Origin of the sequence: Neorhizobium sp. T25_27, assembly GCF_002968565.1 — a bacterium.
GTDB lineage: Bacteria > Pseudomonadota > Alphaproteobacteria > Rhizobiales > Rhizobiaceae > Neorhizobium > Neorhizobium tomejilense.
In genome coordinates, this window is sequence record NZ_PVBJ01000004.1 from 106,529 (window position 1) to 130,402 (window position 23,874).

Sequence of the window (23,874 nt, forward strand, 5' to 3'; positions counted from 1 at the left end):
GCGTCGGTGTTGACGAACATGGTGACCGCGAGGTGAAAGCGAATGGTAAACGGGTGGAACATTCCAAGCCGGCCAGCCTATAAACCTTTTGGCAGGGTTACCGCCCGGTTTTGAAACATGGTTGACCAATGTTAAAGCCGGCCAAAGCCCTTTAACCAAGGGGACTGGGCCAAAAGGAATCGGGAATGGAAAAGGCGGGAATCATCGTCGGCGAAGACGGCAAGGGGCGTTGCGCCTGGCATGGCGGTCTCGAAGACTACCGGCGTTATCACGACGAGGAATGGGGCCGGCCGGTGACGGACGATATCCGCCTGTTCGAGAAGATTTGCCTGGAAGGTTTCCAGTCCGGCCTGTCCTGGCTGACGATCCTGAGGAAGCGCGAGAATTTCCGCGCCGCCTTTGCCGGTTTCGATTTCGAGAAAATCGCGCAATTCGGTGAGGAGGATATCGCCCGCTGCCTCGCCGACGCCGGCATCATCCGCCATCGCGGCAAGATCGTCTCGACCATTAACAATGCCGCCCGCGCCATCGAACTGAAGCGCGAGTTCGGTTCGCTCGCAAAGTTCTTCTGGAGTTTCGAGCCGGGTCCGCACCAGCGTCCGGAGGTGATGGATCTTGCGACGCTCAGGGCCAACCCCACCACGCCGGTGTCGGTGACGTTGTCCAAAGCCCTGAAAAAACGCGGCTGGACCTTCGTTGGGCCGACCACCGTCTACGCTTTCATGCAGGCGATGGGCATGGTCAACGACCATCTCGACGGCTGTTTCTGCCAGCGCGAAGTCGATGAACTCAGGCTGAAGTTTAGGCGCCCGTAATTTCCGACAGCACCGATTCCAGTTCGCCCAGATGTTCGATCTGGCGGAAGCGCGGCGCGTCGGTCGGCGCGTCCACATGTTCCAGAACCCAGGTCAGCGCATGCGGCACGAATACGCCGTAGCTCCCGGCCGCGATTGCCGGCACGATGTCGGATTTCAGCGAATTGCCGACCATCATCGCCCGTTCAGGTCCGTCCGCGACCTTCGAGAAGATGCGGCGATAGGTGGTGGCGTTCTTCTCGCTGACGATCTCCACCGCATCGAAGAAATCGCCGAGGCCCGACTGGGCGAGCTTGCGCTCCTGGTCGAACAGGTCGCCCTTGGTGATCAGCACCAGCAGATATTCGCCGTTCAGGGCCTCCAGCGTCTCTTCTACATGCGGCAGGGTTTCGACCGGATGGCGCAGCAGGTCGCGGCCGATATCGAGGATCTCGGTGATCGTCCTGGTCGGCACCTTGCCGTTGGTGATCTCGATCGCCGTCTCGATCATCGACAGGGTGAACCCTTTGATGCCGAAACCGTAATGGGAAAGATTGCGCTTTTCCGCTTCCAGCAGCCGCTCGGCAATATGCGTGCCTTCGGCGAACCCGCCGAGCAGCTTGGCGAAGTGTTCCTCCGTCAGCCGGTAATACTGTTCGTTCTGCCAGAGCGTATCGTCGGCATCGAAGCCGATGGCGGTAATCGGGCGCATGGATCTGCCTCCATCCGCTGATATGGCGAAAAAGAGGGCGCCGGGCAAGATGAAAGCCTGCCCGGCGCCGGTCTGCATCAAGGGTTGTTACTTGCCGTGCGCCTTCAGCCAGGCCTGCATCTCGGCGATTTCCGCCTCCTGCGCCTTGATGACGGCTTCAGCGAGCTTGCGGATTTCCGGATCCTTGCCATACGCAAGCTCGACCTTGGCCATGCCGATTGCGCCCTGGTGATGCGGGATCATGCTGCGCACGAAATCCGCATCCGTATCACCGGAATACTGGATCGCCATGTCCTTGTGCATTTTGGCGTTCGCATCTTCGAATGCCTTGGTGGAGGGGCTGCCGCCCGTCGGCATGCTCATCTTGGAATGGTCCATCCCCTTCGTCTCCTGCGCTGCGAGCGGGCCGGTCATGAGAGCGGAGAGGGCGGCGGTCATGAGAATGATTTTTGCAGACATAGGTTTTCCTTTCCGTGTCCGACCGAGTTTTGATGATGACGTCACGCGCGGGGAGGGGCGTCAGCGGCGCGGCATGGTTCCGAATCTACGGTCGTCTTTGCGGAAATCAACCGCGCCGAGATCACAAGGCGATCACGTCGTGCACCGCCTGATACACCTTGCTGAGTTCGCCATAAGGCGCGACCGGCCAGGTCCAAGCCCGTTTCGCCGCCGGCGCCGGCACGCCGCAGAGCAGGTCGGACTCTTCCAGCACCTGGCCCTCCCGATCGGCGACGCGATAGGCGGTATCGGTGATCAGAGCCGTCTTGCAGGGCAGTGCGGTGAGGCCGTCGAGATGCGTCCGGACCAGTCGCTGCAGGATCTCGTCGCGCGCGGGATTGTTCTCGGCCTCCAGCCGGCGTTTCGATCCCACCCCGATCTGCGACAGGATATTGGCCGAGACGACGAGATCGAGATACGGCACCTGCCGCAGGAACGACAGCGGCTCGGGATTTTTGGCTGCGACCGCATCGTCGAAGCCGGAGAGGTCGCGAGAAATCAGCCGGACATTCGCGAACCGCTTCGCCTTCAGCCTCATCTGCACGCTCGCCAGATGCACGAGATCGACCAGCACCACCGTATCGAATTTCGCCGAGAGATCGTCGATCGGCACGTCCCGCAGCAAGCCCGAACCCAGCACGACGCAGGTCCGCCGCTGCTTCATTCCGGCCACCGTCTCGCGAATGAACGCTTTGCAATTCTCTTCATGCGCCGCCCAATCCTTCGCACACCGCCCGGCCCGCGACCATAGGCTGACCGATGAATGGATGAAGGGACGGAATTTCTTCGGCGTGACCAGTGAGGTCGCTGCGTATTGGAGAGCTTCGGTGAGCATGAATTAGCGATAGACCTTGCTGCGGTGGCCGATCTCGATCACCAGCACGACGAGCTTGTGGTCCTGGATGTCGCAAATGATGCGGTAATCGCCGACCTTGTAGCGCCAGAACTTGCCCAGTTCGGATCCGTGTAAGGCTTCGCCTGCCTGGCGCGGGTTATCGAGCTTTGCCAGACGGTTATAAAGAAAGGAATGGATACGTTTTTGGACTTGAGGATCGAGCTTTTCGACTTGTTTTCGGACCAGCTTGTCGAATTCAATCGACCAAGCCACGCCAGAACTCCTCGCTGCTGATCAGTTCGGATTCTCCGCGCTGGATTCTGAGCGTAGCCTCTTCGGCCAGACGCAGATCTTCCATATCTTCCAACAACTGCTCCACAGCCTCGGTGACATAAACAGAAGGATCTTTTCCGGTCCGCTCAGCCAATGCTTCGAGCCGTTCGATCGTCTCATCAGGGAGCTCAATGGGAGCGTGCTTACCCACGGCGCATTCCTTTGTAGCGGGGACTTCGTCCGTATAGCACTTTATGTCCGCACCTTCCAGTATCCGGCATGACGCCGCCCTTGCCGCTCCGGCCTCTATCCTCTAAGAAACCGCACACAAATCCGGCCTCTCCGGGGCCTTGGCAATGGAATTCCGATCATGAACGACAAGAGCAAAAAACCTCAGAAACTGAAAGCCCGCCTGCCGCGCGGCTTCGTCGATCGTTCTGCCGCCGATATCCACGCCACCAACGAGATGACCGCGAAGATCCGCGAAGTCTATGAGCGCTACGGTTTCGACCCGGTCGAGACGCCGCTGTTCGAGTACACAGATGCGCTTGGAAAATTCCTGCCCGACAGCGACCGTCCGAACGAGGGCGTTTTCTCGCTGCAGGACGACGACGACCAATGGATGAGCCTGCGCTATGACCTGACGGCGCCGCTCGCCCGCCATGTCGCGGAAAATTTCAACGAAATCCAGCTGCCGTTCCGCACCTATCGCGCCGGCTACGTCTTCCGCAACGAAAAGCCGGGTCCGGGCCGTTTCCGCCAGTTCATGCAGTTCGACGCCGATACGGTCGGCGCACCGGGCGTCCAGGCGGATGCCGAAATGTGCATGATGATGGCCGATACGATGGAAGCGCTTGGCATCAAGCGCGGCGACTACGTGATCCGCGTCAACAACCGCAAGGTTCTGGACGGCGTCATGGAGGCGATCGGGCTTGGCGGCGAGGATAAGGCTGGACAGCGGTTGAATGTGCTGCGGGCGATCGACAAGCTCGACAAGTTTGGTCCTAAGGGCGTCGAGCTTCTGCTCGGTTCTGGCCGCAAGGATGAATCCGGCGACTTCACCAAAGGGGTCGGATTGGACGATGAAACTATTGAGTTTGTAATCGCGGTCGTTACCAGCCAACCCTTTTTGCTGGGGTTAGGTTCGAAACCCAAAATTGACGAAATAAATGTCCGCCTTCAAGCAAGTACTGCCGCCACGGAAGGCTTTGCCGAACTCAAGCTGATAGAGTCGCTTATCACAGAGGCTGGCTATAGTGACGGCCGGGTCAAAATTGACCCGTCTTGCGTCCGCGGCCTCGAATATTACACCGGTCCGGTTTTCGAAGCCGAACTTCTCTTCGACGTCACCAATGAAAAAGGCGAAAAGGTCGTGTTCGGCTCGGTCGGCGGCGGCGGGCGTTATGATGGCCTCGTGTCGCGCTTCATGGGCCAGCCGGTTCCGGCGACCGGCTTCTCGATCGGCGTTTCGCGCCTGATGACGGCGCTGAAAAACCTCGGCAAGCTTGGCCAGGACGAGGTGATCGCTCCGGTTCTGATCACCGTCATGGATGGCGATGTCGAGAGCATGGGCCGGTACCAGCGCTTCACCCAGGCGCTGCGCAACGAGGGCATCCGCGCCGAGATGTACCAGGGCAACTGGAAGAAGTTCGGCAACCAGCTGAAATACGCCGACCGCCGCGGCTGCCCGATCGCCATCATCCAGGGCGGCGACGAGCGGGCGCAGGGCGTGGTGCAGTTGAAGGACCTGATCGAGGGCAAGCGCCTTTCCGGCGAGATCGAGGATAATGCGAGCTGGCGCGAGGCGCGTGTAGCGCAGGAAACCGTTCCCGAGGCGGACTTGGTCGCCAAGGTGAAGGAGATTCTCGCGGCTCAGGCGGAGGATCGGAAAAGGGCGGGCAATGCTTGAGTGCTACCCCCCTCTGTCCTGCCGGACATCTCCCCCACAAGGGGGGAGATTGGCTGGGCTCCTGCTCACCACTCCCTATCTAACGTCGCGTCCTTTGCAGCGCTCCTTCGGGGGCGTCGGTCATGCCGCTTGTGATCTCCCCCCTTGTGGGGGAGATGCCCGGCAGGGCAGAGGGGGGTATTCCTGGGGAGCGGTCCCATGCCCCTGATCGACATGCCCGATTTCTCCAGCGACCTCCTCGCCGAATTCGCCGCCCGCCGCACCGAGCGGGTCAACACGCCGGTCATCCAGCCGGCCGAACCGTTCCTCGATATGGCCGGGGAGGATCTGCGCCGCCGGATTTTCCTCACCGAAAGCGAGACCGGCGCCAATCTCTGCCTGCGGCCGGAATTCACCATTCCCGTCTGCCTGCGCCATATCGAAACGGCGACCGGCACGCCAAAACGGTATTCCTATCTCGGCGAAGTGTTCCGCCAGCGCCGTGAGGGTTCCCACGAATTCTATCAGGCCGGCATCGAGGATCTCGGGAATAAGGATATCGCCAGCTCCGACGCCCGCGCCATCGGCGATGCCACCGGCATCCTGAAAGCGCTGCTGCCCGGTCGCAAGCTCTCGCTCACGCTCGGCGACCAGGCGGTGTTCGAGGCGGTGGTCAAGGCGCTCGGCCTGCCGTTCGGCTGGCAGCGGCGGCTGATCCATGCGTTTGGCGACATGGCGCATCTCGAAGCTCTGCTGGAACGGCTCGCCAGGCCGCAGCCGGTCACCGGCCTCGATCCGCAGATCGCCGAACTTATCGCTTCGGACAACGAGACGGATCTCGTCGCCCGCATCGACCGCACCATGCAGGAAACCGGTTATTCCACCAATGCCAGCCGTTCACCGACCGAGATCGCGAGAAGGCTGAAGGAGAAGCTGGAATTGGCCGAGACGCGGCTCGACGGCACCGCGCTGCTGCTGCTGCGCGAATTCCTGACGCTGCAATTGCCGCTCGCCGAAGCGCCCGCCGCCTTGGCCGGCTTTGCCGATGCCGCCGGCCTGAAGCTCGGCGCGGCGGTTTCCCGCTTCGACGCCCGGCTGGCAGCGCTCGCCAATGCCGGCGCCGATCTCTCCGCCATGACCTACCGCGCCGCCTTCGGCCGTCCGCTCGATTATTATACCGGCCTCGTTTTCGAAGTGACCGAGGCGGGTTCGTCGGCGGTGCTTGCCGGCGGCGGCCGCTTCGACCGGCTGCTGACCCTGCTCGGCGCCAGGGAGCATATTCCGGCGGTCGGTTTCTCGCTCTGGCTCGACCGGATCGAAGCTGCGAGGGCATCCAGATGAGCACGATCACCATCGCTCTGCCCTCCAAGGGCCGTATCAAGGAAGAGACAGCCGAGATCTTCGAGCGTGCCGGGCTTGCCATTTCCGCGGTCGGCAACGACCGTTCCTATCGCGGCCGTATCGAGGGAATGGAAGGCGTCGAGATCGCCTATCTCTCGGCCTCGGAGATTGCCCGCGAGCTTGCGAGCGGCGCCGTCGATTTCGGCGTCACCGGCGAAGACCTGGTGCGCGAAGGCATGGCCGGTGCCGACGGACGGGTCGAATTCTGCGCCCGCCTCGGCTTCGGCCACGCGGATGTGGTCGTCGCCGTGCCGGAAATCTGGCTCGACGTCGAAACCATGGCCGACCTTGGCGACGTGGCGGCGGACTTTCGCGCCCGCCATGGCCGGCGGCTGGCCATCGCCACCAAATACTGGCGACTCACCCAGCAGTTCTTTTCGAGCCAGCATGGCATCCAGCTCTACCGTATCGTCGAAAGCCTCGGCGCCACGGAAGGCGCGCCGGCCGCCGGCCAGGCGGATATCATCGTCGATATCACCTCGACGGGATCGACGCTCCGGGCCAACCACCTGAAGATCCTCTCGGATGGGGTGATCCTGAAATCCGAAGCCTGCCTGGTCAGGGCCCGCAAGCAGGCTCACGAGCAGGATCCGAGGATCGCCAGGATCGTGGAGGCAGTCCGCGCCGCGCTCTGAGTTTTGAAGAGGAGGAAGCACGATGCACGTGACCGGTCGATGCCATTGCGGCTATGTGACCTATGAGGCCGAACTCGATCCGAAACGGATCAGTATCTGCCATTGCACCGATTGCCAGACGCTGAGCGGCTCGCCGTTTCGCGTCACCGCCGTCGTCGCGGAAAGCGATCTGAAGCTCACCGGGCACGAGCCAAAGCTCTACCGCAAGGTGGCCGAGAGCGGCCGCGTCCGCCAGCAGTATTTCTGCCCCGAATGCGGCTCGCCGCTTTTCGTCAATGGGGAAGGTGAGGCGGCCGGGATCTGGGGCATCCGCTGGGGCAGTATCGACCAGCGGGCGGAGTTGAAGCCGCACCGCCAGATCTGGTGCCGCTCGGCCGTTTCCTGGCTGCCCGAAATGAGCGAACTGCCGGCCATCCAGACCGATTGAGATCAAAAAAATACCCGCCGGACTTCTCATCCGGCGGGCAGTCTTGGGCAGGGAATTTCGAAAGCTTAGGCAGCGATTGCGACAGAACCGCGGCGGGCGTCGACAGAAAATGCACCGGCGCCGACGGCGGCGAGAGCCAGGAAGCCACCGGCGATCGTCAGGTTCTTCATCATCATCAGGCTGTTAAAGAGCGTCAGCAGACCATTGGCGGCCTCCGGGAAGTTCGGGACGTTGATGGCGCCGGAATGGAAGACGAACGCGGTGAAAGCCGAAAAGAGAGCCAGCAGCAGTGCTGCGATGCGCGTCTGGAAGCCGGTCAGCACGGCAAGGCCGGTGACCAGTTCGAACAGGCCTGCGACATAGGCGAGCAGCATGCCAGCCGGAAGGCCGGCACCGGTGATCATGCCGGCGGTGCCGGCGGGATCGATGAGCTTCTGGAAACCGGACATGACGAACATGCCGGACAGGAGGACGCGGCCGACGAGAAGCAGGGAATTGGTAGCGGTGGTGGACATTTTGGGATCTCCGGATCGGTGTCTCTGGTTGGACACGCGGGTTGAATTCTCTGGGGCCGTATGTGCCCCATTTCGCCCGTATCTGGAAGATGAACAATGATTGACGGTTTGTTCGATAAAAAGAGACAATCGATCGCACGGCCGATGCTGCGCCGCCTCCTGCTCCACTCGGCATAGATCTTAAAGGGCGTTCTCTTTGCTGAACGCAACCTTCAGCAAAGGTTCATCGTTTCTCCTTCAACATGCGATCATTGCCGATGAAAGGACCCCCTCATGAAGAAGATCATCATCACCGCGCTCGCCCTCCTGGTCGCATCCGCGGTTCCGAGCCTTGCCCAGACCTACCGCAGCGAGGCGCGGGAAAACCGCCAGGAATACCGCATCTATCGCGGCATGGCCCGGGGTGAGCTGACGCCGCGCGAATTGCGCAACCTCTCCCGCCAGCAATATCGCATCGACCGGGCGCAGTCCCGTGCCGGCCGTGACGGCTACATTTCCTATAGGGAGCGTCAGCGGATCGAGCGCATGCAGGACCGCGCTTCGCGTAACATCTATCGCAAGAGCAACAACGGTCGCGATATCTACTGATTGCGTAACGCGGACCTTCGGGCCGGTATCATAGGGCGGCTTCCAGGCCGCCCTTCGCATGCCGCGCCGGCTCGCCGTTACCCGCCACAGTACTGATTGAACGGCGGATCAGATTTCCTCGATCCTGCGTGCGTCTTCCGGCAGGACCGAAAGTTCGCGCCAGTCGATCTCCTCCAGCAGCAGATTGTACTCGTCGACGTTGACCTTGTGCACCGAGCGAAGCTTTTCCAGCTCTTCCCGCTGCGCGGCAATCGCCGTCAGGGCAAGCCGCCGGTAGGTCTCGAGCGCGTTGGCGTCCTCGATACGAGAGGCGGCCAGCTGTTCGATGCGGAATTTGGAGCGCAGCAGTTCCGCCTCCGTCTCGGTCGCGCCGTCGAGTCTCGAAAGGCCGGCGAGGGCGATCTTGCTGCGCAGGACGGCGAGTTCGCCATGCCCCTCGGCACGGCGGTCGAGGCCGAGCCAGCGGATGATCGGCGTCAGCGTCAGTCCCTGGACGACGAGGGTCGCAAGAACCACCGAAAAGGCGGTCAGCACCACCACGTCGCGCTGCGGAAAGTCCATAGGCAGGGCAAACGCGGTCGCAAGCGTCACCAGGCCGCGCATGCCGCACCAGCCGGCCAGCAGCGCCTGTGTCGTCGTCGCGGGTTCCGGCCTGCCGCGGCTGCGCTCGTACCAGGCGGTGAGGCGATTGTAGCCGACGCAGACGATAAAACGGACGGCGACGACGATCACGATGGTGATCAGCGAAAACTGCGCGGCATCCCAAAGGTGATCTGCCGGCATTCCGCCGACGATGTCGCGAACCTGCATGCCCATCAGCAGGAAGGCCATGACGTTGAGCACGAAGACGACCGCGGTCCAGACCGCATAGGACTGCACCCGCATGCGGGCCGAGGAGCGGGCTTCGCTGCTTCTCGCCAGCGTCATCGCGAAGGCGACGATGGCGAGCACCGCCGACAGGCCAAGCCGTTCGGCCAGAATCCACAGAAGGAAGGTCTGGACGAACTGTAGGAGGACGCCGCCGAGCGTGCCGGCGACGAACCGCATGAGATACCGGACCACCCAGGCGGCCAGGATGCCGAGCAGCAGGCCGCCGGGCACGGCGACGGAAAGATGCAGCGCGACGCCCGTGTCGAGGCTGCCGGCCGATTGTACGGAGAGCGCCGCGTCGAAGATCAGCAGCGCCGCCGCGTCGTTGAACAGGCTCTCGCCCCGGAGGACCGTATCGGTGGTGCGCGGGATCGACATCGAAGACAGCACGGCCGTCGCCGCCGCCGCATCGGGGGGAGCGACGATCGCACCGAGCACCAGCGCTGCCGCAATCGGCAACCCGGCAAAAGCCCATCCCGCAAAGGCGACGACGGCCGCCGTCGCACACACGCCGCCGATCGCAAAGACAAGCAGCGGAACCCAGAACCGGCGGGCCGTCCCGAGCGGAAAATCGAACGCGGCATCGAGCAGCGCCGGCGCGATGAACAGCGCCAGCGCGGTGTGCGGATCGAGCGAGATATAGGGCATGCCCGGCACCAGCGCGACCGCGGCACCCGCCAGCGCCAGCATCGACGGATAGGGCACGGAAAGCCGGCGCGAGATCTGCAGGAGCACGATCGCGACAAGCAGCAGGACGAGCAGGCTCTCGAAGAAACTCATGGCGCGACTGTAATTGTGGTCAGCGTCTTTGTCAGCCGGGCTCCATCCCACAGACAAAACAAAAAGGGCGATCCGAGGACCGCCCTTTTCTCAACTGAACCGGTTGGCTCAGATGTGAAGACCCGGAGGTCTTACATCATGTCCATACCGCCCATGCCGCCCATGCCGCCAGGCATGCCGCCGCCAGCCGATTCCTTCTTCGGAAGTTCGGCGATCATGGCTTCGGTGGTGATCAGCAGCGAAGCAACCGAAGCTGCGTTCTGCAGAGCCGTGCGAACGACCTTGAGCGGGTCGACGATGCCCATGGTGATCATGTCGCCATATTCAGACGTCTGGGCGTTGTAGCCGTAGTTGTCTTCGTTCTTTTCGAGGATCTTGCCGACCACGATGGAAGCTTCGTCACCAGCGTTTTCAGCGATCTGGCGAACCAGCGACTGCAGAGCGCGGCGAACGATGTTGATGCCGGCTTCCTGATCGTCGTTTGCACCCTTTGCGGTGATCTTGACGGAGGAACGCAGCAGGGCAACGCCGCCGCCCGGTACGATGCCTTCCTGAACGGCAGCGCGCGTCGCGTTGAGGGCGTCGTCGATGCGGTCCTTCTTTTCCTTGACTTCGACTTCCGTCGAGCCGCCGACGCGGATCACGGCAACGCCGCCGGCCAGCTTGGCCAGACGTTCCTGCAGCTTTTCGCGGTCGTAGTCGGAAGTGGTTTCCTCGATCTGAGCCTTGATCTGACCAACGCGGCCTTCGATGTCGGCCTTGGAGCCGGCGCCGTCGACGATCGTGGTGTTTTCCTTGGAGATCGAGACCTTCTTGGTGCGGCCGAGCATGTCGAGCGTGACATTTTCGAGCTTGATGCCGAGGTCTTCGGAGATGACAGTGCCGCCCGTCAGGATGGCGATGTCTTCGAGCATGGCCTTGCGGCGGTCGCCGAAGCCCGGGGCCTTGACGGCAGCGATCTTGAGGCCGCCACGCAGCTTGTTGACGACGAGCGTCGCAAGAGCTTCGCCTTCGACGTCTTCAGCGATGATCAGGAGCGGCTTGCCGGTCTGGACGACGGCTTCGAGAACCGGGAGCATTGCCTGCAGGTTCGAGAGCTTCTTCTCGTGGAGGAGAATGAAAGCGTCGTCGAGATCGGCAACCATCTTTTCCGGGTTGGTGACGAAGTAGGGCGACAGGTAGCCGCGGTCGAACTGCATGCCTTCGACGACTTCGAGTTCGGTTTCGGCGGTCTTGGCTTCTTCAACCGTGATGACGCCTTCGTTGCCGACCTTCTGCATGGCTTCAGCAATGTCGAGACCGACCTGCTTGTCGCCGTTTGCGGAGATCGTGCCGACCTGTGCGACTTCTTCCGAGGTCGAAATCTTCTTGGCCTTGGCCTGGAGATCCTTGACGACGTCTGCAACAGCGAGGTCGATGCCGCGCTTCAGGTCCATCGGGTTCATGCCGGCTGCAACGGCCTTGTTGCCTTCGCGAACGATCGCCTGGGCAAGAACGGTAGCCGTCGTGGTGCCGTCGCCGGCGATGTCGTTGGTCTTCGAAGCAACTTCGCGGACCATCTGGGCGCCCATGTTCTCGAACTTGTCGTCAAGTTCGATTTCCTTGGCGACCGATACGCCGTCCTTGGTGATGCGCGGTGCGCCGAAGGACTTGTCGATGATGACGTTACGGCCCTTCGGGCCGAGCGTTACCTTGACTGCGTCGGCGAGAATGTCGACGCCGCGCAGCATCTTTTCGCGCGCGGTGCGGCCGAACTTGATTTCTTTAGCTGCCATTTTGGGAACTCCTGAAAAGGGGTGTCAGCGATATTTCAGTGAAAGCAACCGACTGAGATCAGCCGATGATGCCCATGATGTCGGATTCCTTCATGATCAGAAGGTCTTCGCCGTCGAGCTTGACTTCGGTGCCGGACCACTTGCCGAACAGGACGCGGTCGCCAGCCTTGACGTCGAGAGCGGTGATGTTGCCCTTGTCGTCGCGGGTGCCGGTGCCGACGGCGACGATTTCGCCTTCCTGCGGCTTTTCCTTGGCGGTATCAGGAATGATGATGCCGCCCTTGGTCTTGGCTTCGGATTCGACGCGACGAACAACGACGCGGTCGTGAAGGGGGCGGAAATTGGTGCTTGCCATTGTCTAATCCCTCGATCAAATGACATGGACGGGTGGAAACCCGTATCTCGGTGCTGTTAGCACTCCCATTTGGAGAGTGCCAGCCGCGTCGAGATAAGGGTGCCCGGCGGATGAGTCAAGAACGGCCGTAAAATTTTCGGGACGGCTCGGAACTCATGGGAAATACGCTTAACGATACGGATGCTGGGCAACGCCTGTGCTCGGCGGACTGATGACCGCAACCGGCCACATCGGGTCGTCGGTTTCGGCTACCTCTCCGGGCAGGTCGGCATGTTGCACCGGACTTTGGTGGAAGAAAGGCGCCGGCGCATTTAACAGCCGCGCGGGGCCAGCGAATGCCGCGACGTGGCGCCATGCCGAAGTTCGCTTCCTTCATACGGTCTTCACATATGGCTCCTAGAGGGGGCGGCGAGTTTCCACGCGCTGTGGGTACATGACGCCATGGACGACAGGTACCCGGTGCGGAAAAGCATGAGGCAATGATGGATCAGGCGGTGAAGGACGAGATTGCGGTGAAGCCGACGCTCGGCGAGCTGACGGCGGTGTTCGCCAGGATCGGGGTCCTGAGTTTCGGCGGGCCTGCTGGGCAGATCGGTCTGATGCACCGGACCCTGGTGGACGAAAGGCGCTGGCTTTCCGAGGCGCGGTTTCTGCATGCCTTGAACTACTGCATGCTGCTGCCGGGACCGGAAGCCCAGCAGCTGGCCACCTATATTGGCTGGCTGATGTTCGGGGTGCGCGGCGGCATGATCGCCGGCCTTCTTTTCGTGCTTCCGGGGCTGGCCGTCATCATCGCCCTTTCGACGGCTTACGCCCTCTATCAGGATACGAGCTGGCTCACCGGCCTGTTTTTCGGCCTCAAGGCGGCGGTGCTGGCGATCGTTGTCGAGGCGGTGATCCGCCTCAGCCGCAAGACGCTGAAGAACCGCCTCCTGTTCGGCATCGCGGCGGCCGCCTTCGTGGCATTGTTCTTCTTCGGCCTGCCGTTTCCGCTCGTGGTGCTTCTGGCGGGGTTAGTCGGCTTCTTTGCCGCCCGCAGGGGCGGTGGAACAGCCAAAAGCTCCGACGTGATCGACCTGCCGAAACGGCCGAAGCCGTTGACGGCAATCGCCACGCTGGTTTTCTGGATCGCGGTCTGGCAGCTTCCGCTTCTGCTGCTGTGGATGTTCTCGGCGCCGGAAGGCCTGGCCGTCATGTTCACCTTCTTCTCCAAGATGGCGATGGTGACGTTCGGCGGTGCCTATGCGGTGCTCGCCTATGTGGCGCAGGTGGCGGTCGACAATTATGGCTGGCTGAAACCCGGCGAAATGCTGGACGGGCTGGCGCTTGCCGAAACGACGCCAGGGCCGCTGGTTCTGGTGCTGTCCTTCGTCGGCTTCCTGGTAGGTTTCCGGGAAGCCGCCGGTCTCGGACCGGTCGCCGGCGGCGTGATCGGCGCGCTGCTGGTCGCCTGGGCGACCTTCGTGCCGAGCTTCATCTGGATCTTCGCGGGCGCGCCCTATATCGAGCGGCTGCGCGGCAATCCGGTCCTTTCGGCGGCGCTGTCGGCAATCACGGCCGCGGTTGTCGGCGTCATCCTCAACCTCGCCATCTGGTTCGGCCTGCACGTCCTGTTCCGCGAGGTCGAGCAGATTTCCCTGTGGCCCGCGGCCGGCTTGAGGCTTTTCTGGCCGGCCTGGACGACCCTCGACCCGCTCGCCTTCCTGCTTTTCGTGGTATCGGCCTTCCTGCTCTTCCGCATGAAGATCGGCATGGTGCCGGTCCTGGTCGTCAGCGCGGTCGTGGGCCTTGCCGTCCGGTTGGCGGTAGCGGGCTAGGGATGAAATGGGGGAAGTTACCCCGCTGACATCGCCGATGCGGTCGCGGCTTTTCTCCCGAATATCTCTTGTAATCCTTAACCGGGTTTGTCATGTGACCCGGGACTTGCGAGATGGGAAGGTTACATGGCAAAGCGCATCGGCAATCTGAACGAAGTGATCGGCGACTACGACGTGGTCCTTTCGGACGTCTGGGGTGTGGTTCACAACGGTGTCGAGGCTTTCCAGCATTCCTGCCGGGCGCTCGCCGCGGCCCGCGAAGCCGGCGCCACCGTCGTGCTGATCACCAATTCGCCGCGCACCGCTCCCGGCGTCATCGAGCAGATGCGCACGCTCGGCGTGCCCGACGGCACCTATGACCGGATCGTTACGTCCGGCGACGTTACCCAGCACCTGATCGTCGACGGCCCGAAAAAGGTTTTTCTGATCGGTCCCGACCGCGACCTCAACCTGTTCGACGGGCTCAGCGTCGAGGTGGTCTCTGCCGACGAAGCCGAATGCATCGTCTGCACCGGTTTCTTCGACGACGAGAAGGAAGTACCGGAAGACTATACCGACATGCTGGCGGCGTTTGCCAAGCGTGACGTGCCTTTCATCTGCGCCAACCCGGATCTCGTCGTCGAGCGCGGCCACAAGATCATCCCCTGCGCCGGCGCGGTGGCAGCTTACTACGAAGAGTTCGGCGGCAAGACCCGCGTCGCCGGCAAGCCGCACCGTCCGATCTACGAGGCGACGATTGAAGCTGCCCGAGAAGTGCGCGGCGATTTCCCGATGAACCGGGTGCTGGCGATCGGCGACGGCATGCCGACCGATGTGCGCGGCGCGCTCGCATACGGCCTCGACCTGCTCTATATCAGCGCGGGCATCCATGTTTCGGAATATACCGTCAACGGCCAGACCGACGAAGCGATCCTCAACGCTTGGCTGAAGCGGGAAAATGCCGCGCCGAAATACTGGATGCCGCGCCTCGCATAGCCCCTGGGCCTGAATTCGGCCTGAACCGGAACCCGCCGCATGACAGTCTTCCACCGCAACGAGAAGAAGGAACCGCTGCCCGAGGAACTGAAGGGCGGCGTCATCGCCATCGGCAATTTCGATGGTGTACATCGCGGCCATCGCAGCGTGCTGGAGCGCGCGCTGGCACTTGCCGAACAGCAGGGCGTGCCCGCACTGGTGCTGACCTTCGAGCCGCACCCGCGCACCGTTTTCCGCCCGGAGGAACCGGTCTTCCGCCTGACCCCGGCGCCGCTCAAGGCTCGCCTGCTCGAGGCCATGGGTTTCCGCTCGGTGATCGAATATCCCTTCACCCGCGAGTTTGCGACCCGCTCGGCGGAAGAATTCATCCAGACCATTCTCGTGGATTGGCTGGCAGCCAGCGCCGTCGTCACCGGCTTCGACTTTCATTTCGGCAAGGACAGGAAAGGCGGCCCGGCCTTCCTGATGGCATCGGGCGCCAAGCACGGTTTCAACGTGCAGCTGGTCGATGCCTTCCGCGACGAGAATGCCGAGGTAATCTCGTCCAGCCGCATCCGTGACCTGCTGACGGAAGGCGATGTCTCCGCCGCAGCCGGCCTGCTCGGTTATCGCTACACGCTCGAGGCGGAGGTGATCGGCGGTGAAAAGCTCGGCCGCCAGCTCGGTTTCCCGACTGCCAACATGCAGCTGCCGCCGGAGGCCGTACTCAAGGCCGGCATCTACGCCGTGCGCTTCCGCCGCCCCGACGGCACGCTTTTCGACGGCGTCGCCAGCTACGGCCGCCGCCCGACGGTGACCGAAAACGGTGCGCCCCTGCTCGAGACCTACCTCTTCGAGTTCTCCGGCAGCCTTTACGGCGAAACCTGTTCCGTCTCCTTCTTCGGCCACCTGCGCGACGAACTGAAGTTCGACGGGCTGGATGCGCTGGTCGCTCAGATTAAACGCGACGAGGAAGAGGCGCGGGGGTTGCTTTCCGGCGTGAGGCCGCTCGGCGAAGTGGACGCCAAGATCGCGTTTTGAGGGTTAGCGGAGCAGCCGGCTGTCGAAGGGATAGCGTACCGCTTTTTCGATTGTCAGCTTCCCGGCATCCGCATGCTCCGGATTGACAAGAATGTTTGCAGCTTCAGGCAAAATCGCCGACGGCACCTTCAGAAGGCAGAATTTGTTTTCCACGAGCCACGTGTTTCCCGCCTGACCTGTTTCAGTGGTATCCAAAAGGTCGACATCGCCCGACGTAATCGTCTGGGCGGCAATCTCGTCCGGGCAATGGATCTTCAGTAGTTGAAAATCCAGCGGCAAGTCTTCGGCGTCCACATGCACCAATATTTCCAGAAGTGCGGTCGAAGGGTGATCGCAGCAATAGACGATTGGGCTTCCTTGTTTATGCCATCGCCCGGGCGCGACCAGTCCGCCTCCGCCTGATAAATCCGCATAGTTGGAAATGCGCCACAGGATCATGGATCAGACGTAAATGCCGTGATCGATCTGATGCAACGCCTGCTCGACGAGCACTGCGCCGGTTTCCGATTCAAGGAGATCGAGCGGCACGACGCCATCCATTCCTCTGTTCGGTTTACGCAACCAGCGATGAGCGCGATCCTGATCGCCGAAGACCCGCTTGGCGAGTTCCATCACGCGCACTGCACGCAGGGCTCCGTCGTTCTCGCTGACAGTTAATGTCTCTCTATTCGCGATCCGCCGGGCAAGCGTGCGACGCGGGGCCACAAATCTATAGAGTTCTTCCATCGAAAAGCCGAGCTTGGTCAACTCTGATACATTGGCTCCGTCATAGGCTTGCAACTGACCGCGTGATGCGATCTCAAGTCGCTTGCGAATAGGTATGTCAGCAGATGCGCGCACTTCAAATTGCCTCCGTGCCATTTGCCCAGAAATATAAGCGCAGATGGCACCAAAATCAAATGCGGTTTTCCGGACGAAATTGGCTTGGTAAATCCCCTTCCTTTCCGCCGCAAAAACCCTTAAGAACCGCCACCATGAAAAAATTCCGGCTGGCCCAGATCATTCGAATTATAGGCCCGGCCTTCCGCGCGCTGTAAGAGCGGCCGGAGGGTCCGGGTTTTTGGCGCTTCATGAGCGCCTTCCGCCAGCGAATTTTCATCGAGATGCGCCCCGTCGCGGCGCCAGGACGATTGCTTCCATGACCGATACCGCCGAAAAGCTCGACTATTCGAAGACCCTCTATCTGCCCGAAACCGATTTCCCGATGCGCGCCGGCCTGCCGCAGAAGGAACCGGAACTGGTTGCCCGCTGGCAGCAGATGGACCTCTACAAGCAGCTCCGGGCCTCTGCCGTGGGCCGGACAAAATTCGTGCTGCATGACGGCCCGCCCTATGCCAACGGCAACATCCACATCGGCCACGCGCTGAACAAGATCCTGAAGGACGTCATCACCCGCTCGTTCCAGATGCGTGGGTATGACTCGAACTATGTTCCGGGCTGGGATTGCCACGGCCTTCCGATCGAATGGAAGATCGAGGAAGCCTATCGCGCCAAGGGCAAGAACAAGGACGAGGTTCCGATCAACGAATTCCGCCAGGAATGCCGCGAATTCGCCGCCGGCTGGATCAAGGTCCAGGGGGAAGAATTCAAGCGTCTCGGAATCGTCGGCGATTTCGAAAACCCGTACCTGACGATGAATTTTCACGCGGAGAGCCGCATCGCCGGCGAACTCCTGAAGATCGCCTCGAGCGGCCAGCTTTATCGCGGCTCGAAGCCGATCATGTGGTCGGTCGTTGAGCGCACCGCGTTGGCGGAAGCTGAGGTTGAGTACCACGATTACGAAAGCGACACGATCTGGGTGAAGTTCCCGGTTGTTGAATACGATAGGGAATACGACGCGCAGCAAGTTGATGCGCGCGCAAAGCTCTTTGTAATTGAGGGCCTATCAGAAGCAGAGGCGTGGAGAGTTGCTAAAGAGCAGAGCCTTGCGGATGCAAATGTAGTTATCTGGACTACAACTCCGTGGACAATCCCAGGAAATCGCGCGGTCGCCTATTCGCAGCGCGTAAAATACAGCCTGTATGTGGTTAAGTCGGCGCAAAATGACTTCGGGCCCCAACCCGGCGAAAAGCTTATCGTCGCGGAGAGATTGGCGGAGGAATGTGCTCAGAAGGCAAAAATTGAGCTTAAAGAACTGCGGGCAGATATCACATGGCATGAACTCACGAACATCGTCTGTGCCCACCCTCTTGCCTCGCTAGGCTACGACTTTAAGGTCCCGCTCCTCGCCGGCGATCACGTCACCGATGATGCCGGCACCGGTTTCGTCCACACCGCCCCCGGCCACGGCCGCGAGGACTTTGACGCCTGGACATCGGTTGCCCGCGAGCTCGAAGCGCGCGGCATCTCGTCGAAAATCCCCTTCACGGTCGATGACGGCGGCTTCTACACCGCCGACGCCCCCGGCTTCGAGGGCGCCCGCGTCATGGACGACAACGGCAAGAAGGGCGATGCCAACGATCGCGTCATCAAGGCGCTGATCGAGCGCAACGCGCTGTTTGCCCGCGGCCGGATGAAGCATCAGTATCCGCATTCGTGGCGGTCGAAGAAGCCGATCATCTTCCGCAACACGCCGCAGTGGTTCGTCTACATGGACAAGGACCTTGCCGACGGCACCACGCTGCGCTCACGCGCGCTAAAGGCCATCGACGACACCCGTTTCGTGCCATCAGCCGGCCAGAACCGCCTGCGCGCCATGATCGAGCAGCGCCCGGACTGGGTGCTTTCGCGTCAGCGCGCCTGGGGCGTCCCGATCTGCGTTTTTGTCGACGAGCAGGGCGAAATCCTTCAGGACGAGGCGGTCAACCAGCGCATCCTCGAAGCCTTCGACCTCGAAGGTGCCGACGCCTGGTTCGCCGAAGGAGCGCGCGAGCGCTTCCTGGGGTCGCGCGCCAACGAAGGCTGGACCCAGGTAAGGGATATCCTGGACGTCTGGTTCGACTCTGGCTCGACGCACACCTTCACGCTGGAAGACCGACCGGACCTGAAATGGCCGGCCGACGTCTATCTGGAAGGTTCGGACCAGCATCGCGGCTGGTTCCACTCCTCGCTGCTGGAATCCGCCGCCACCCGCGGCCGGGCACCCTATGACACGGTCGTCACCCATGGCTTCACCATGGATGAGAAGGGCCAGAAGATGTCGAAGTCGCTCGGCAATGTCGTGGCCCCGCAGGACGTCATGAAGGATGCCGGCGCCGATATCCTGCGCCTCTGGGTGATGACGACGGACTATTGGGAAGACCAGCGCCTCGGCAAGACCATCATCCAGACCAATGTCGATGCGTATCGCAAGCTGCGCAATACGATCCGCTGGATGCTCGGCACGCTCGCCCATGACGAGGGCGAGGAGATCGCCTATGCCGACCTGCCGGAACTCGAAAAGCTGATGCTGCATCGCCTGGCCGAGCTCGATAAACTCGTGCGCGAGGGCTACGACGCCTTCGAGTTCAAGAAAATCGCCCGGGCGCTGATCGATTTTTCCAATATCGAGCTGTCGGCCTTCTACTTCGATATCCGCAAGGACGCGCTTTATTGCGACGCGCCGTCGTCGCTGCGCCGTCGTGCGGCTCTCGCCGTCATCCGCAAGATCTTCGACTGCACGGTGACCTGGCTTGCGCCCATGCTGCCGTTCACCACCGAGGAATCGTGGCTGTCGCGCAACCCGAACGCCGTTTCGATCCATCTCGAGCAGTTCCCGACGGTTCCGGCCGAGTGGAAGAACGAAGCCGTCGCCGAAAAGTGGGCGCGGATCCGCAAGGTGCGCTCGGTTGTCACAGGCGCACTCGAAATAGAACGCAAGGACAAGCGGATCGGCTCTTCGCTGGAGGCCGCACCGGTCGTTTATGTCAACGATCCGGAGCTGATGAAGGCGTTGGAAGGCCAGGAGTTCGAAGAGACCTGCATCACGTCGGGCATCGCGATCGTTGCGGGCGAGGGGCCGGAGAGCGCCTTCCGTCTGCCGGAAGTGCAGGGCGTTGCCGTCGATCCGAAGCTCGCCGAAGGCACCAAATGTGCCCGCTCGTGGCGGGTGACGACCGATGTCGGCTCCGATCCTGCCTATCCGGATGTTTCGGCGCGCGACGCTGCCGCATTGCGCGAGTTGGCCGTCCTCGGCCGGCTTTGATGGTGGAAAGTCACCGGATGATTGCGCTTTGAGCAATCATCCGGTAAAACCGCCTGAAATTGGCCGGATTTTCCGGTCATCAGGCGTTTGAGTGTGTCTGAGGCGTCAGGACGGGCGCCGCTGGAAGGGTTTTGATGAAAGCGACATATGCGTTTCGTGTCGGCATGGGCGTGGCCGGTGCCCTCGCCTCGACATTGACCCTTTCGGGCTGCATCGGCGGCCCGACATACGGCACCGACAAGACGGCCATGGAGCAGCTGACCGACGACCTCGGTCAGTCCGTCTCGCTGGGCGGCAAGAGCGCCGAAGCGAAAGCGGGCCTGAAATACAACCCGCGTCCTTCGCTGGTTGTCGCCAAGGGCCAGGACCAGACGCTGCCGGCGCCTCAGCAATCGCTGGCGAACCGCGAAAGCAACCCCAACTGGGTCGAGTCTCCGGAAGAAACCCGCAAGCGTCTGCGTGACGAAGCGGCGGCTCACGAGAACGATCCCAACTATCGTTCACCGCTGCTCGCAGGCAGCGGCCAGGCCGGTCAGATGACCGAAACGGAAAAGTGGGAAGCCTTCCGCAAGGCCAAGGAAAACGCCGAGACCGTCAGCGTCACCGGACGCCGCCGTTCGCTCGCCGATCCGCCGGCCGAGTTCCGTTCGGCGGATGCGGCTGCCCTGTCGGATGTCGGCGAGCCCGAAAGCCAGAAGGAAAAGCGCCGCAAGGCGCAAGCCGCGGAAGCCAAGAAGGGCAGCGACTGGTGGAAGCTGTTCTAAGCCCGCTTTAGCTCTCTCTTTTCGATCTGAAGAAGCCGGTGAGCAGGATCGCGGCCTCGCTTTCGCCGAGGCCGGAATAGACTTCCGGCGCATGATGGCAGGTCGGCTGGGCAAAGAAGCGCACGCCGTTGTCCACCGCTCCGCCTTTCGGGTCCTCCGCGCCGTAATAGAGCCGCCGGATGCGCGCAAACGAGATCGCCGCCGCGCACATGGTGCAGGGTTCGAGCGTCACGTAAAGGTCGGCACCCGATAGCCGCTCCTGTCCAAGGGCGGCCGCGGCATCCCGGATGACGGCGATTTCGGCATGGGCGGTAACGTCGTTTTCGGCGCGGGTCCGGTTTCCGGAGCGGGCGACGATAACGCCGTCGATGACCAGAACGGCGCCGATCGGAACCTCGCCGCGGGCGGCCGCGTCTTTGGCTTCCGCAAGGGCAGCATTCATGAACCCATCGGTATTAGGCATTTCGGCGATTTCCTCTTAACCCGGATCGCGCGAACTGGTAGGAAGCATCCAACTGGACGCCCGGCTGCGGGCACGAATCCATCTCAGTCAACACGAACAAGAATGTCCGGATCGCTCCGTAGACATCACGCTTCAGGCAAACAACAAATGAATTCCAAAGACAAGCCGAAGCGCGGCGAAGGCAAGACTTTCGTTCGCGAAACCAAACCGAGAGCCGCTCCGAAGGCCGGCGCTGGCGGCAAGGCGGGCTTTTCCGCCAAGGAGGGCCTTGCGCCCAGGAAGAGTTCCGCGGACAAGAGCGGCGCTGAAAAGGCGGCAAAGCCCGTCCGCAAGCTGCCGCCGGCACCGGAAACCATGGAGGCCGAGGGCAAGCCCGAGCGCATCTCCAAGATCCTCGCACGCGTCGGCGTCGCGTCGCGCCGCGATATCGAGCGGATGATCATGGAAGGACGGGTCAGCCTGAACGGCAAGATCCTCGATACGCCGGTCGTCAACGTGACGCTCGCCGACAAGATCGAGGTGGACGGCATGCCGATCCGCGGCATCGAGCGCACCCGCCTCTGGCTCTACCACAAGCCTGCCGGCCTGGTGACCACCAATTCCGATCCGGAAGGCCGCGCGACCGTCTTCGACAACCTGCCCGAAGGTCTGCCGCGGGTGCTCTCCATCGGCCGCCTCGACATCAATACCGAAGGCCTGCTGCTGCTGACCAACGATGGCGGCCTGTCGCGCGTACTGGAACTGCCGACCACCGGCTGGCTGCGCCGTTACCGCGTGCGTGCCCATGGGGAGATCAAGCAGGAGGAGCTGGACAAGCTGAAGGAGGGCATCGCCGTCGAAGGCGTGCTCTACGGCTCGATCGACGCGACGCTCGACCGCACCCAGGGCAGCAATGTCTGGATCACAATGGGCCTTCGCGAAGGCAAGAACCGCGAGATCAAGAACGTGCTCGGCGCGCTCGGCCTCGAAGTCAACCGCCTCATCCGCATTTCCTACGGACCGTTCCAGCTCGGGGACCTGCCGGAAGGCGAGGTGGTGGAAGTGCGGGGCCGCATGCTGCGCGACCAGCTCGGGCCGCGCCTGATCGAGGAATCCAAGGCGAATTTCGATGCGCCGATCTATACCGAGACGGCTGCAGAAGAGGATGAGAAGCCCGCCCGTGCCGAGCGCTCGGCCCGTAACGAGCAGTCGGAATGGGCGGCAAGGCCGGAGCGGACCGAGCGTCCGCGCGCCGGCAAGCCGGAGGACCGGCGCGAAAAGGCGCTCGGCCGTCTGGATACCAAGCGCGACGACCGCAAGTTCGCCGACAAGCCGCGCGGCGCAAAGCCGTTCGGCGGTCGCGCTGAGGACGAGGACGACCGGCCGAAGAAGCGTCCGCCGATGGGCACCAGCCGCACCGCCAATGTCTGGATGGCGCCGGGCGCCCGCCCGACCACCGAAAACAAGACGCGCAAATCCTCCGCCCGTGCCGAGGCCGAGCAGCTTTTCAAGAAGCCCACGCCTCAGAACGACCGGCCGGTCATCGTCAACCGCGCCGAAGAGGACCGCGACTGGATCCGCGCCGACGGGCCTGACAAGCCGGAAAAGGCCGATTTCGGCCGCAAGAAGTCCTTTGGCGACCGCCCGGATCGTGGCGACCGTTCCTTCGGCGACAAGCCGAGAGGTGACCGCAAGCCGCGTGAGGACGGCGACCGCCCCCGGACCAAATCCTTCTCGGGCGACGCCCGCTCGGAACGCCCGCGTGGTGACCGTCCCTTCGGCGACAAACCCCGTGGTGACCGCCCGTTCGGCGACAAGCCGAGAGGCGACCGCCCGTTTGCTGACCGCAAGCCGCGCGCCGATGGTGATCGGCCTGCTCGCTCCTTCGGCGAAGGCCGTTCCGAGCGTCCGCGCGGCGAGCGTCCTTCCGGTGACCGTCCGCCCCGTGGGGATCGTCCGTTCGGCGATAAGCCGAGGGGCGAACGCTCTTTCGGTGACAAGCCCAGGGGCGAACGGTCGTTCGGCGACCGCAAGCCGCGCGAGGATGGAGAGCGTCCCGCACGATCCTTCTCCGCAGGCGAGGGCCGCTCCGAGCGTCCGCGCAGCGACCGGCCGTTCTCGGATCGGCCGCCGCGTGGTGATCGTCCTGCAGGTGACCGTCCCACAGGTGATCGGCCCGCCGGCGACAGGCCGCGCGGCGGAAAGCCTGGTGGCAAGCCCTTCGGAGCAAAGCCGGGCGGCGGCAAGAGCTTTGGCGGAAAACCTTCCGGCGGCCGCGGAAAACCGGCAGGTGCCGGTGGCAAGCCCGGGGGCAAGCCTGGTGGCCGGCCCGCCTCGGGTGGACGCCCGGCCGGCGGCAAGCCGCGCACGCCGAGAGGGTAACGCGC

24 protein-coding genes are annotated in these 23,874 nt (G+C 62.5%); 12 read left to right on the plus strand and 12 right to left on the minus strand.

What is annotated here, in order from left to right:
* The first annotated feature begins 185 nt into the window (after positions 1 to 185).
* Positions 186 to 815 (plus strand): DNA-3-methyladenine glycosylase I, encoded by a 630-nt coding sequence (locus C5J24_RS13790; RefSeq protein WP_105418578.1) that lies wholly within the window; start codon positions 186 to 188, stop codon positions 813 to 815.
* Here C5J24_RS13790 and C5J24_RS13795 read toward each other — a convergent pair.
* The 5 genes from C5J24_RS13795 to C5J24_RS13815 form a co-directional block, all read right to left on the minus strand.
* Positions 802 to 1,506 (minus strand): HAD family hydrolase, encoded by a 705-nt coding sequence (locus C5J24_RS13795; RefSeq protein WP_105419057.1) that lies wholly within the window; start codon positions 1,504 to 1,506, stop codon positions 802 to 804. The two genes, C5J24_RS13790 and C5J24_RS13795, sit on opposite strands and share 14 nt — an antisense overlap.
* Before the next feature lie 87 nt (positions 1,507 to 1,593).
* Positions 1,594 to 1,965 carry a DUF305 domain-containing protein gene (locus C5J24_RS13800; RefSeq protein WP_105418580.1) on the minus strand — a complete coding sequence of 124 codons (372 nt, stop codon included), beginning with the start codon at positions 1,963 to 1,965 and terminating at the stop codon, positions 1,594 to 1,596.
* 121 nt (positions 1,966 to 2,086) lie between these two features.
* Positions 2,087 to 2,839 (minus strand): hypothetical protein, encoded by a 753-nt coding sequence (locus tag C5J24_RS13805; protein ID WP_105418582.1) that lies wholly within the window; start codon positions 2,837 to 2,839, stop codon positions 2,087 to 2,089.
* 3 nt (positions 2,840 to 2,842) lie between these two features.
* Entirely contained in the window at positions 2,843 to 3,112 is a 270-nt protein-coding gene (locus tag C5J24_RS13810; protein WP_105418584.1) for a type II toxin-antitoxin system RelE/ParE family toxin, read from the minus strand.
* A complete protein-coding gene (locus C5J24_RS13815; protein WP_105418586.1) occupies positions 3,096 to 3,323 on the minus strand; it encodes a ribbon-helix-helix domain-containing protein in 228 nt (75 codons plus the stop codon). Before C5J24_RS13815 ends, C5J24_RS13810 begins: the two co-directional genes overlap by 17 nt.
* A gap of 159 nt (positions 3,324 to 3,482) precedes the next feature.
* On the opposite strand from C5J24_RS13815, the gene hisS reads away from it, so the two are divergent.
* From hisS to C5J24_RS13840, 4 genes are all read left to right on the plus strand, one after another.
* Entirely contained in the window at positions 3,483 to 5,021 is a 1,539-nt protein-coding gene (gene hisS / locus C5J24_RS13820) for a histidine--tRNA ligase (RefSeq protein WP_105418588.1), read from the plus strand.
* A 198-nt stretch (positions 5,022 to 5,219) separates the two neighbouring features.
* Complete coding sequence (locus C5J24_RS13830; RefSeq protein ID WP_105418590.1) at positions 5,220 to 6,341, plus strand: ATP phosphoribosyltransferase regulatory subunit; 1,122 nt, start codon at positions 5,220 to 5,222, stop codon at positions 6,339 to 6,341.
* Positions 6,338 to 7,036: an ATP phosphoribosyltransferase gene (gene hisG / locus C5J24_RS13835; protein WP_105418592.1), complete on the plus strand. Its 699-nt coding sequence runs from the start codon at positions 6,338 to 6,340 to the stop codon at positions 7,034 to 7,036. Before C5J24_RS13830 ends, hisG begins: the two co-directional genes overlap by 4 nt.
* Positions 7,037 to 7,058: 22 nt before the next feature.
* Entirely contained in the window at positions 7,059 to 7,463 is a 405-nt protein-coding gene (locus C5J24_RS13840) for a GFA family protein (protein ID WP_105418594.1), read from the plus strand.
* 65 nt (positions 7,464 to 7,528) lie between these two features.
* Here the strand turns inward: C5J24_RS13840 and C5J24_RS13845 are convergent, their stop codons facing one another.
* Entirely contained in the window at positions 7,529 to 7,978 is a 450-nt protein-coding gene (locus C5J24_RS13845; protein ID WP_105402082.1) for a DoxX family protein, read from the minus strand.
* Positions 7,979 to 8,251: 273 nt separating this feature from the next.
* On the opposite strand from C5J24_RS13845, the gene C5J24_RS13850 reads away from it, so the two are divergent.
* Positions 8,252 to 8,566: a hypothetical protein gene (locus C5J24_RS13850; protein WP_046630933.1), complete on the plus strand. Its 315-nt coding sequence runs from the start codon at positions 8,252 to 8,254 to the stop codon at positions 8,564 to 8,566.
* A 108-nt stretch (positions 8,567 to 8,674) separates the two neighbouring features.
* On the opposite strand, the gene C5J24_RS13855 is transcribed toward C5J24_RS13850, so the two are convergent.
* The 3 genes from C5J24_RS13855 to groES form a co-directional block, all read right to left on the minus strand.
* Entirely contained in the window at positions 8,675 to 10,216 is a 1,542-nt protein-coding gene (locus C5J24_RS13855; RefSeq protein WP_105418596.1) for a sodium:proton antiporter, read from the minus strand.
* 131 nt (positions 10,217 to 10,347) lie between these two features.
* Positions 10,348 to 11,991, minus strand: coding sequence for a chaperonin GroEL (gene groL, locus C5J24_RS13860; protein ID WP_038540272.1), 1,644 nt, complete (start codon positions 11,989 to 11,991; stop codon positions 10,348 to 10,350).
* A 58-nt stretch (positions 11,992 to 12,049) separates the two neighbouring features.
* Entirely contained in the window at positions 12,050 to 12,346 is a 297-nt protein-coding gene (gene groES / locus C5J24_RS13865; RefSeq protein WP_007752582.1) for a co-chaperone GroES, read from the minus strand.
* A 482-nt stretch (positions 12,347 to 12,828) separates the two neighbouring features.
* Here groES and chrA point away from each other — a divergent pair, with 482 nt between their 5' ends.
* The 3 genes from chrA to C5J24_RS13880 all read left to right on the plus strand — a co-directional run bounded on the left by chrA (position 12,829) and on the right by C5J24_RS13880 (position 16,158).
* A complete protein-coding gene (gene chrA, locus C5J24_RS13870; protein ID WP_105419059.1) occupies positions 12,829 to 14,163 on the plus strand; it encodes a chromate efflux transporter in 1,335 nt (444 codons plus the stop codon).
* Positions 14,164 to 14,289: 126 nt separating this feature from the next.
* On the plus strand, positions 14,290 to 15,138 hold the full coding sequence (locus tag C5J24_RS13875) for a TIGR01459 family HAD-type hydrolase (protein ID WP_105418598.1): 849 nt from the start codon (positions 14,290 to 14,292) through the stop codon (positions 15,136 to 15,138).
* A 39-nt stretch (positions 15,139 to 15,177) separates the two neighbouring features.
* Positions 15,178 to 16,158 carry a bifunctional riboflavin kinase/FAD synthetase gene (locus C5J24_RS13880; RefSeq protein ID WP_105418600.1) on the plus strand — a complete coding sequence of 327 codons (981 nt, stop codon included), beginning with the start codon at positions 15,178 to 15,180 and terminating at the stop codon, positions 16,156 to 16,158.
* Positions 16,159 to 16,161: 3 nt separating this feature from the next.
* Here the strand turns inward: C5J24_RS13880 and C5J24_RS13885 are convergent, their stop codons facing one another.
* Together C5J24_RS13885 and C5J24_RS13890 are read right to left on the minus strand one after the other, a co-directional pair.
* Positions 16,162 to 16,596: an RES family NAD+ phosphorylase gene (locus C5J24_RS13885; RefSeq protein ID WP_105418602.1), complete on the minus strand. Its 435-nt coding sequence runs from the start codon at positions 16,594 to 16,596 to the stop codon at positions 16,162 to 16,164.
* A gap of 3 nt (positions 16,597 to 16,599) precedes the next feature.
* On the minus strand, positions 16,600 to 16,998 hold the full coding sequence (locus C5J24_RS13890; protein WP_245446635.1) for an antitoxin Xre/MbcA/ParS toxin-binding domain-containing protein: 399 nt from the start codon (positions 16,996 to 16,998) through the stop codon (positions 16,600 to 16,602).
* Between the two features lie 298 nt (positions 16,999 to 17,296).
* Here C5J24_RS13890 and ileS point away from each other — a divergent pair, with 298 nt between their 5' ends.
* Entirely contained in the window at positions 17,297 to 20,281 is a 2,985-nt protein-coding gene (ileS, locus tag C5J24_RS13895) for an isoleucine--tRNA ligase (RefSeq protein WP_105418606.1), read from the plus strand.
* A gap of 134 nt (positions 20,282 to 20,415) precedes the next feature.
* The gene (locus tag C5J24_RS13900; protein ID WP_105418608.1) at positions 20,416 to 21,045 is read left to right on the plus strand and encodes a hypothetical protein; all 630 of its coding nucleotides are present in this window, start codon (positions 20,416 to 20,418) and stop codon (positions 21,043 to 21,045) included.
* Positions 21,046 to 21,052: 7 nt separating this feature from the next.
* On the opposite strand, the gene C5J24_RS13905 is transcribed toward C5J24_RS13900, so the two are convergent.
* Entirely contained in the window at positions 21,053 to 21,508 is a 456-nt protein-coding gene (locus C5J24_RS13905; RefSeq protein WP_038540295.1) for a nucleoside deaminase, read from the minus strand.
* A 147-nt stretch (positions 21,509 to 21,655) separates the two neighbouring features.
* On the opposite strand from C5J24_RS13905, the gene C5J24_RS13910 reads away from it, so the two are divergent.
* On the plus strand, positions 21,656 to 23,869 hold the full coding sequence (locus tag C5J24_RS13910) for a pseudouridine synthase (protein WP_245446637.1): 2,214 nt from the start codon (positions 21,656 to 21,658) through the stop codon (positions 23,867 to 23,869).
* The last annotated feature ends 5 nt before the right edge of the window (positions 23,870 to 23,874 follow it).